This is a genomic window from Legionella drancourtii LLAP12 (genome assembly GCF_000162755.2).
GTDB classification, from domain to species: domain Bacteria; phylum Pseudomonadota; class Gammaproteobacteria; order Legionellales; family Legionellaceae; genus Legionella; species Legionella drancourtii.
In genome coordinates this window covers 7782-17362 of sequence record NZ_JH413831.1, presented here as the reverse complement: position 1 = coordinate 17362, position 9581 = coordinate 7782, and the positions used below count along the sequence as shown (strand labels likewise).

The following is a 9581-nucleotide window of genomic DNA, read 5'->3' as shown; positions in this document are numbered from 1 at the left end:
CTTGTTCGCGCATTATTGTTCGTAGCTTTGACCAATGCTCATCACTGAGCTTGTGTCTAGCCATTGCAAACTCGTTTTTTTCTTGTGTTAGAACCTGAAGTCTACGAGTTTGCTCATATTTTTCAATATGTTAACGACAAAATGTCAACACACCCTAGTAATTTCATATCCTCTTGCGATATGTTGTTCAATCGTTTCGCGTGAGAAATCCGAATCCCAAGAGTAAGGTTCATCTTGTTCCATTTGACGAATAATCCGCGTAATCGAAAGTACACCCGGGTCTCCCATAATTTGAATGTACGCCGGTAATTGCTGCATCTCAGCAACCAAAGCCGGTTCACAAAAACTTAAAATTCCTTCGATGAGCTTTTTATAGTTACTAATAAGCTCTCGCGTATGGATGTCTTTTCTTATCTTTTCCGAGAATAAAATTTCATCTTTTCTGGCTAAAACCTCAACCATATTTTGAGGCAGAGGGCGATTTCTTGAATAAAGCTCCACAATGTAAATTTTTTTGTTCGTTGAGCCACAAACATCAAGCGTTGCATCAATGGGTGTATTGGTAACTATTCCACCATCCCAATAATGTTTGTTCTTGATGGTGGTCCATGGGAACCCCGGTGGGAGGCTACCACTGGCAAGAATATGATCTGGCGTAATATCATCCGTATAACTGTCAAAGGTTTCAAACTCAGACGTTTCTACATTCACAGCCATGACCAAAAGACGCGTAGGGCTGTCTTTTAACTTATCAAAATCAATGTACTTACGAAGAAGATCTTTTACAAAAGAAGTATCATAAAAGCTGGTCCAATTCATAGGCAATTGCTGCAAACCATTCGTGGGCATAGACCATCGGGGATAAAAAAAATTGGGCGAGCCCCAAACAATAGCATGCCAAGAAGACAATAATCGCCGTGTTTGTTCATTGGCAACACTAAACATGTCTAGGGCAAGATCATTCCAAAATGCCTGTAAAGCCTCTGTTGCATGACGTGGATTGCCAGCAATGATGGCTGAATTAAAGGCGCCAATCGAAATACCAGAAACAATATCGGGATAAATCCCCTGCTCCTCCATTGCCTTGACTACCCCGCACTCAAAGGCTCCAAGTGCTCCACCACCTTGAAGAGTAAGAACAGTCTGGGTAGCAATGATTTCAAGCGAAAAATCAAGATCGGTAAGCTGTTTTTTATATGGCGATAAATTCACGCGATTAAGAATAAGTGATTCAGCAGCCTTAATTTCTTCAATTGGGCGTCCAGAAAAAAACGCCCCCTGTAAATAGCCATCCTTTAAATAAAAAAAAGCAACATTCTTATCCTTGATCTCACCCCTGATTATCTTTTCCTTAGCATGCAAAGTATCGCCAATAATGACTACCGAGTTATCAAACGCTTGAAAATAAAAATACGATGCCGTGTTATAACATTTTCGCATTCCCAACATATTGAGTGCGGCAATTCTCCCTTGCTTCATAGCATTATCCGTACCGCCATTCCTATGGCAGGTTTTAAATACCGGATCATAAAATTTAGCAACATCCCCTGCAGCATAGATATCCGCTTTATTAGTTTGCAGGTATTGATCGACAACAATACCATTATTAACCTCAATCCCACTGCCGTGAAGAAAATCAACATCAGGTATATTGTGTTCAGCAACGACAACAAAATCACAGTCTAAAATTTTTCCTGTGCTTGTTTCTACTGATTGAACATGGTCTTTACCCTTAAATTTTTTTATCGTTTCATGAAGAAGTACATGAACACCATGATTCTCAAGGAAGGTACTTATCTCAGCGGAAGGACTAACATTAAACAAAGCAAACTCATCCGTAATAACAGTCACTTTTATATTCTTTTTAATCAATAAAGAAGCAATCTCGATACCAATAAAACTACCACCAAAAATGATGACGCTTTTTGCCTCTTCTATTTCAGGGATAATTGGTTCGGCATCAAGAATCGTTTTTAGATAATGTATGCCCGCTAAATTGTTCCCAGGAATAGTAAGCTTCTTAGGACTACACCCTGTAGCAATTAACAATTGCTTAAAATGAAAATCACCAGCATGCTCTGTTTTCACTATCTTATTGTCTGGATCAATAGCGATTGCTTTGGTATTGAGAACAACTTCAATGTCATTTTTTTTATAATAGCTTTCATTAAATATAAGCATCTGTTCTTTTTTTCGCATTCCTAACAAAAATGCTTTAGGAAGCTGGGGACGATAGTAAGGAAGAAAACCCTCTTCCGCGAGAACAACAATGCGGCCTAAAGCTCCTTCTTTTCTCAACATTTCAACGCCAAAAGCACTGGCGAGCCCTCCACCAATAAATAAAAAAATCAACTGTATTTGTCATCACTTGATTCCCTGTGTTTCATTGAGCGCATGTAAAAATCCTTTATATTTTTTAGAGGCTGTTAATATTTCTACTATCTTGGCCAGAATGAGTCGATTTTCTGTGCTCCGATGCTCACATACTTGATGTATGCTCCGCTTCGGTGCTCAAAAATCAACTCATACTGACTCAATCTAGCGAAATGTCAACAGCCCCTAGTATAAAGTAATTTAGATTAAAAAACGCTGTTTACTTTATATCAGTCAGATACAAATCTTTGCGGCGGCCCTAGCGAATAAAATCACCAGAATCACTTATACTTACAAGTAATTACTCGTATTAGAAAATAATTATGAGCTCAGTACCTATAAAAGACATTTCCAAAAATACGGCCCTGAAATTTGTTATTCTCATTGGCGTGGTTAGTTTATTTGCCGACATGACTTATGAAGCGGCACGCAGTATCACGGGGCCTTATTTGGCTTTTTTGGGCGCCAATGCAGCGATAGTTGGGTTTGTCTCAGGGTTTGGGGAATTTATTGGCTATGCATTACGATTACTATCGGGTTACTTGGCTGATCGTACAGGAAAATATTGGACCATTACCCTTGTTGGCTATGCATGTAATTTATTAGCGGTGCCCTTATTAGCTCTTGCTGGCCATTGGTGGGTTGCGGCATTATTGATGATCATTGAACGCATGGGTAAAGCCATACGCGTGCCATCACGAGATGCAATGTTATCTCATGCCGGCCAAAAAATGGGCATGGGTTTTTGGCTTACATGAGGCATTAGACCGCACCGGAGCGATGTTAGGTCCACTGATTATCGCTCTAGTGCTGTACTACAAAGGAGGATATCAAGCAAGCTTCGCCATTCTTTTAATGCCTGCGCTCATGGCATTAACCGTGCTGGGCATTGCACGCAAACTTTATCCACATCCACAATCTTTAGAAATAGAGCAAGATACGATTAAAGCTAAAGGAATGGACTCATCGTACTGGCTCTATTTAGCAGGCGCATCGTTAATTGCCGCCGGCTACGCTGATTTTCCCTTAATAGCCTACCATTTTCAAAAAACCGCTTTACTCTCGCCCGTGTGGATTCCTATTTTTTATTCCATTGCCATGGGTGCGAACACGCTCATCGCGCCCATTTTAGGACATTTTTATGATCAAAAAGGTTTTTTAGTTCTAATTATCATCACCTTGCTCTCCAGTTTTTTTGCGCCCCTGGTCTTTTGGGGAAATTTTCAGTGGGCTTTGCTTGGCGTAATTCTCTGGAGCATCGGGGTGAGTGCCCATGAATCCTTAATGCGTGCCATTGTTGCCAAGATGATCCCCAAAGAGCAACGTGGTTCTGCTTATGGTGTATTTAATACTGGTTTTGGTCTCTTTTGGTTTTTAGGTAGTTTTTTAATGGGTGTACTTTATGATGTTTCTATTACATCATTAGTCATTTTTTCATTATGTATCCAACTATTGGCAATACCCTTGCTCTATATAGTAAAGAATCAAGTTAAGTAGTGTAAAAGTGTTTAATTATAACCACTCGTTAAAATCAATTGTGGTCTCATTCCCAATTGCATCCAAATGTTGTGCAAGCCATACATCCGCTTCTTCACGCCCTAAATCGCGCAAACGCAATAAGAAATCCCAATCAGGCACATACACACTAGAGAGAGGTAACCCCTCTAATGCTTTATCTGCGCGTACACAATGCACGTGTATTTTTTTTAATTTATCTTCATACTCTTGTTTAATCCAACCCTCACCAACTAATTTAGAGACAAAAGCAATTGCCCGCATTTCGCGCATTAATGAAGAATTAAATGAAATTTCTCTAAGACGCGCATCAATTTCCATGACCGTATTTGGAAGCGTCTCACTGACAATAGGAACCGTATGTAAAATAACGATGTCGGTGCTGGTAGTATTATAAATAAGTGGGAAAATAGCCGGATTACCCAAATAACCACCATCCCAATAATATTCATTATCAATTTCGACTGCCTGGAATAATTTAGGCAAACAAGCCGAAGCTAAAACAGCATCAATGCTTAACTCATCTTGATCAAAAATACGAATTTTTCCTGTTTTAACATTCGTAGCACAAATAAATAATTTAATGGCACTGTTTTGTTTTACTTTTTCAATGTTTATGGTGTTCTGTAATACTTCGCGTATTGGGTGAATATTTAAAGGATTAAACTGATAAGGCGATAAAAAACTGGTCATAGTACTAAACAGTGTAAAATTAATAGGCGCACCTAAAATGGGTTCTAATAGCATATCAAATGGTGTTGAGGCAGTCAGACCAAAACGTTGTCCATAGTCACTCATTGCCTTCCAGAATTTATGGAGTGCCTGACGCGCACCTTCATTTCCCCCGTTCATCATTCCTTCGGCCAAGACAACAGCATTCATACTGCCGGCACTAGTGGCAGAAATTCCTTCAATAATAAAGCATCCTCGCTCTAAAAATTTATCCAGAATTCCCCAAGTGAAGGCACCATGTGCACCACCACCTTGAAGAGCCAGATTTACGGTCTTTTTTTGCATTACGTAGGTCCTTTATTTTTTCTTTAAAAAATCCTCTACAACCTCCCCATAAGGTAAAGTCAAATCCGTAATAAAATGCGACACACCTTTAATTTTTTTAACTGGTAAATCAGCAATTGGAGCTAATGCATGTGGATGTAACTCCAAACTACCAGGCCCTGACCAAGCACCTTTTATCGTTATATCGGTTAAATACGTTCTAGTTAATTGATTAATTTCTGGAGTACCATCAACACCAGGAATATTTTTCAGCAGAAAAATAGGTTTTTTAACTTCGGCAAGGATTGCATTGGGATCAACAAGGTGATGTTTATACCCCATGGTCGCGGTGGCAATACGGATGCTGCCATAATTGATAAGGCCAATTAAAGTATCTTCCTCAACGAATAACTTAGGCTTGGCATATTTCTTAGGGAATCCCCAAATTTCTCGCCCACCCGCAATTGGTGATTCACAATCGAGAAACATGGAGATGGTAAATCCCCCTTCTTCTCCTTTATAGCGAACGGGAATCACTTGGCCTGACTCGGTATAATCACCGAACCCTGTTGAGTCAGGCATACGGATGAATTCAAATTTAACCACCGGCTCAATGAGTTCAAGCCCAGGAGGTAAAATCGACTCCAACAGATCCCGATCTGTCTCATAAGTAATAACGAAAAATTCACGATTAATAAAGCGATAAGGACCTGCAGGATAAGTCCTAATCCAACGTGGCGCGGGCATATCAAATTCATTAATAATCGGTGTTTTTGACATAAGATATCATCCTGATAGTGAACGTGAAAAACGATTGACATATTGGTTAACTATAGCACTTTTTTACGACAAGTGACAAATCGCTGCAAACAAACTATTTAGAAAATAGAATAAATATGTATTGCTGCAAATTGTAGCAATACACTTCGATATGCTATATAATCAATTTTTTTGGAGTATTTAATGGGTATTGTAAAAATTTCTGATGAATTACATGAGGCTACAAAAATCATGGCCAGAGCGATGAGTCGTTCAATAAATTCACAAGCCGAATATTGGATAAGAGTAGGTAAATTAGCGGAAGAAAATCCAGCGATTACTTATCCTGAAATTATCAAAATGTTAGTAAACCAAGCATCATTAAGTGAGATAAGCGATGTTAGCGAAGACGCCTGAAGAAATACAAAAAATGCGCGTTGCGGGCAATCTGGCCGCATCCGTACTGCAAATGATAGAACCTTATGTTGTTGCCGGTGTGAGTACGAGAGAACTTGAAGAAAGATGCCGTCACTACATTATTAACGATTTGGAAGCCATTCCTTCAACATTAAACCACTATGGCTTCCCTGCCTGTATTTGCACTTCGGTTAATCATGTTGTCTGCCATGGCATACCCTCCGACAAAATAATTAAGAATGGGGACATCCTGAATATTGATGTAACTGTAAAAAAAGATGGATACATAGGTGACACCAGTAAAATGTTTCTCATTGGTGAGGTAAAACCTTTTGCTAAAAAATTAGTCCAGATTTCCCAAGAATGTCTTTATAAAGCGATCGCCATAGTGCGTCCTGGAGTCCGACTTGGAGATATAGGAAATATTATCCAAGAACATGCCGAAAAAAACCGCTATTCGGTAGTTCGTGAATATGGCGGTCATGGTATTGGCCAAACCATGTGGGAAAAACCTGATGTAATGCATTTTGGTAAACCCAATACGGGGTTACACTTGCAAGCGGGCATGACCTTTACGATTGAACCAATGATTAATTTGGGTAGTAAGGAAATCAAAACACTAGGAGATGGATGGACTGTCGTCACCAAGGATCATAAATTATCAGCCCAATGGGAACACACTATATTAGTTACTGAAAATGGTTATGAAGTCCTTACCTTAAGAACAGACGAAATGCTATAGGCCCCGCTAATGCCCCCTTAAGAAACATATGTTACAATAATCAACCACATAAATCTCAGATTACATATCTTGGAGATAAAATGTCCAGAGAAATTGTTTTTGTTGGCGCAGGGCCTATCGGTTTATGGACCGCTATTCAAATAAAACTGAAGAATCCTACAATCGATATCTTTTTTAAAGAAAAAAAAGAAACCTATACCCGAACACATACGTTATTACTCAAGCCAAGTTCCTTTGCTGGTTGTTTTAAAGATGAGACGGGCGTCATTCAAGGGATTATTGCGCAACTAAAAACCAACCCCCATATCCGCACCGATCTACTTGAAGAGTCATTTCGTGCTTTGGCACTCCAGCTGGGAATTAAAATTGACATTCAGGCGGTGAATGATATTGAAAAAGATATTCTTAATGAATACCCTGATGCCGCGCTTATTATTGGTTCAGATGGTGTTCGCAGCAATGTGCGTACACAAGTTTTTGGCAAAGATAATGCAGTAAAAGAAGAACTCGCCTATGCAGCACAAATTAAATATTTTGTGCATGGAAATGCAGTAAGTGCCAATAAAATACTGCAAGATTATCCATTGTTGAAACATTCAAAATATTTATCTTCGATTAATGTTGGCAAACAACATGAGGGCAAAACACCCGTTACGATTCAACTGAAGATTGATAAAAATACTTATGAACAACTTCGCACAAAAACCACTTATGGTAAACCCATACAACTATTTGCTGACAACATTGAAGAACTATTACCAGCCAAACTATTAACCGATATTAAAACGCAACTTGGTTTTAGATTGAGTAACCATGAAAATATTATTGTTGATGATGTTAAATTAACAACAACTGAACTACCGCAACAAAGGTGCAAACAAGTAACTAAGTTTGCTAACGGCAGGCATTATGCGGTTATTGGCGATGCGGCATTAGCGCTATCTTATTTCAAAGGCATGAATAAGGGTCTACAACTTGCCACAACTTTCGCCAAAACAGTAACCAATAACTGGGCTAAAATCATCGCCAAAGATGAAAGCGCTTTTACGCACTACGAGCAAAAATATCAGAAATTTTCTACTAAATCCTTTAAAAAAGGACATGTAACGAATAACCTTATCAAAGCATTGCAATCAATCGTAAATTTAAGCAAATACTTACCATTTCAAGTCATTTATTTTCATGATAATGAAATTGCTGATTTCCACCGCTATTTTGATATCATCCATCAAACTAGCCAATTTTATATGGGGGCTCATCTAGGGAAAGCTAACACACTACCTACGGCTCAATCTATAAAAGGTTGGTTGGCAGAGCAAATGCCTGTCGGACTGCCGCTCTTAAAAACTAATTTAGTACGCGAAGCATCCAAACACCAATCTAATCCCACTTTATATAAGGCGCTAATCGAGCTGACAGATATCGATAGTCTGAAACTAGATTTTTATGAAAAGGCTTATTTAGGCCTGGCCTTCAGCAAGACCCGCACGCTTCTGGAAAATCCAACACCAGAAAATTATCAAACCTACATTAGATTCGCCAACCATATTAAAGCCAAGAACTCGAGTTTTGCACTTATGTTAAGCGGTATACTCCAGTGCATAATAGGAGCGGCTGCCCTTACCTTCGGCATTATCGCAACAATTGCTTCTGGAGGCATGGCTGCCCCACTCATGGGCGTCGGTCTCTTATTGACTGGTTATGGTTTTTATAAACTAGTGCCACAGAAAAATGCACTCAGCTCCATACAAAGTAAGGTGACAACGATAGTACAAGAAAATGCGGACCACATGCCTAAACCAGAAAATACTGAAGGTGACCAAGAACACAGTATCCTGCAAGAAACAGATAATCTTGAGGGGATAAGCTTTAGTATTTAGCCAAAGAGAGCAAGAACGGTGGAACGCTCAGCCAATTCTTCGCTATGCCGTTAAACGGCAATACCCCGGGACAAAAACGTGCCCAGGAAGCCATTGTTGAACTTGAAATCGATAAACAATATACCCTCTGAACTTTAGCATTCTGGAGTAATGTTGAAAGAGCCACAAACTGGCTCTTCTCTTTTACAGTCATGGCATGCTTGTAAATGCATTATGCATGCTGGCTCAGCTAAAAGTTCGACTTGCGACTTAACTAAGAACCGTGCACCTAATTGGTAAGCGCCAAACCAAGACCATTAATCCGCCTGACTTTTGTGAAAGAAATTACAGCGGGTAATTAAGCAACAAAGCCACAGCTCGCCTCTACTGGCTTAACCCTAACGGAGAATATCTGGGGCTGCCAGCATCAGAAAGATCGCTATCGTCTGGCAACCCTAAACCAAATCCTGGAGAAGAGTGGGCACTTCCAGATGTGCCTGAGTTATTTATTTTCTTAGGTGTTTCAAGCCCTAAGCCAAATCCTGGAGAGGAGTGAGTACTACCAGGCGTGCCTGAGTTATTTGTTCTCTTAGGTGTTTCGAATCCTAAGTCAAATCCAGGTGAACATGGTGAAGAACCGCTTGTTACGATATTAGGTGACATCTGATCAAGAGAGAGGTCTTTATCTTTGTCTTCTCCTTGGATAGGAGAGGATGATGATTTTTGAGGAGGTATGTCTACAGGCTCAGAAATGGGGATCACTCTTTCCGGTGATTGCTGCAGCGCAGCATTTAAATGTCCATAAGAGCAGGGATGAGTGGGCGAATTGCATCTTCTGTCACCACCTCCATGCATATTTTGTTCTTCTCCATTCAGGGCTCCAATGAGTGGAGTGTGGGAAGTGGGAATTGATTTTTGTT

The 9581-nt window shown here is 39.7% G+C and carries 9 protein-coding genes; 5 read left to right on the top strand and 4 right to left on the bottom strand.

Going from position 1 to position 9581, the window contains the following annotated elements; genetic code table 11:
• Positions 1-144 precede the first annotated feature (144 nt).
• Positions 145-2352 carry an FAD-dependent oxidoreductase gene (locus LDG_RS11300; protein ID WP_006871501.1) on the bottom strand — a complete coding sequence of 736 codons (2208 nt, stop codon included), beginning with the start codon at positions 2350-2352 and terminating at the stop codon, positions 145-147.
• A gap of 344 nt (positions 2353-2696) precedes the next feature.
• Between LDG_RS11300 and LDG_RS20295 the strand changes: the two genes are divergently transcribed.
• Positions 2697-3131 carry an MFS transporter gene (locus LDG_RS20295; protein ID WP_006871500.1) on the top strand — a complete coding sequence of 145 codons (435 nt, stop codon included), beginning with the start codon at positions 2697-2699 and terminating at the stop codon, positions 3129-3131.
• The gene (locus LDG_RS11295; protein WP_006871499.1) at positions 3091-3870 is read left to right on the top strand and encodes an MFS transporter; all 780 of its coding nucleotides are present in this window, start codon (positions 3091-3093) and stop codon (positions 3868-3870) included. The genes LDG_RS20295 and LDG_RS11295 overlap by 41 nt, the downstream gene beginning before the upstream one ends.
• A 15-nt stretch (positions 3871-3885) precedes the next feature.
• Here LDG_RS11295 and LDG_RS11290 read toward each other — a convergent pair whose 3' ends face one another.
• Both LDG_RS11290 and LDG_RS11285 read right to left on the bottom strand, forming a co-directional pair.
• Complete coding sequence (locus LDG_RS11290; RefSeq protein WP_006871498.1) at positions 3886-4905, bottom strand: patatin-like phospholipase family protein; 1020 nt, start codon at positions 4903-4905, stop codon at positions 3886-3888.
• A gap of 12 nt (positions 4906-4917) precedes the next feature.
• A complete protein-coding gene (locus LDG_RS11285) occupies positions 4918-5664 on the bottom strand; it encodes an acetoacetate decarboxylase (RefSeq protein ID WP_006871497.1) in 747 nt (248 codons plus the stop codon).
• Between the two features lie 183 nt (positions 5665-5847).
• On the opposite strand from LDG_RS11285, the gene LDG_RS11280 reads away from it, so the two are divergent.
• The 3 genes from LDG_RS11280 to LDG_RS11270 all read left to right on the top strand — a co-directional run bounded on the left by LDG_RS11280 (position 5848) and on the right by LDG_RS11270 (position 8682).
• On the top strand, positions 5848-6060 hold the full coding sequence (locus tag LDG_RS11280) for a ParD-like family protein (protein WP_006871496.1): 213 nt from the start codon (positions 5848-5850) through the stop codon (positions 6058-6060).
• The gene (map, locus tag LDG_RS11275) at positions 6041-6802 is read left to right on the top strand and encodes a type I methionyl aminopeptidase (protein WP_006871495.1); all 762 of its coding nucleotides are present in this window, start codon (positions 6041-6043) and stop codon (positions 6800-6802) included. The genes LDG_RS11280 and map overlap by 20 nt, the downstream gene beginning before the upstream one ends.
• A gap of 80 nt (positions 6803-6882) precedes the next feature.
• The gene (locus LDG_RS11270) at positions 6883-8682 is read left to right on the top strand and encodes a hypothetical protein (RefSeq protein ID WP_006871494.1); all 1800 of its coding nucleotides are present in this window, start codon (positions 6883-6885) and stop codon (positions 8680-8682) included.
• A gap of 363 nt (positions 8683-9045) precedes the next feature.
• On the opposite strand, the gene LDG_RS11265 is transcribed toward LDG_RS11270, so the two are convergent.
• On the bottom strand, positions 9046-9581 hold a 536-nt coding region (locus LDG_RS11265), incomplete at its 5' end, for a hypothetical protein (RefSeq protein ID WP_040535558.1).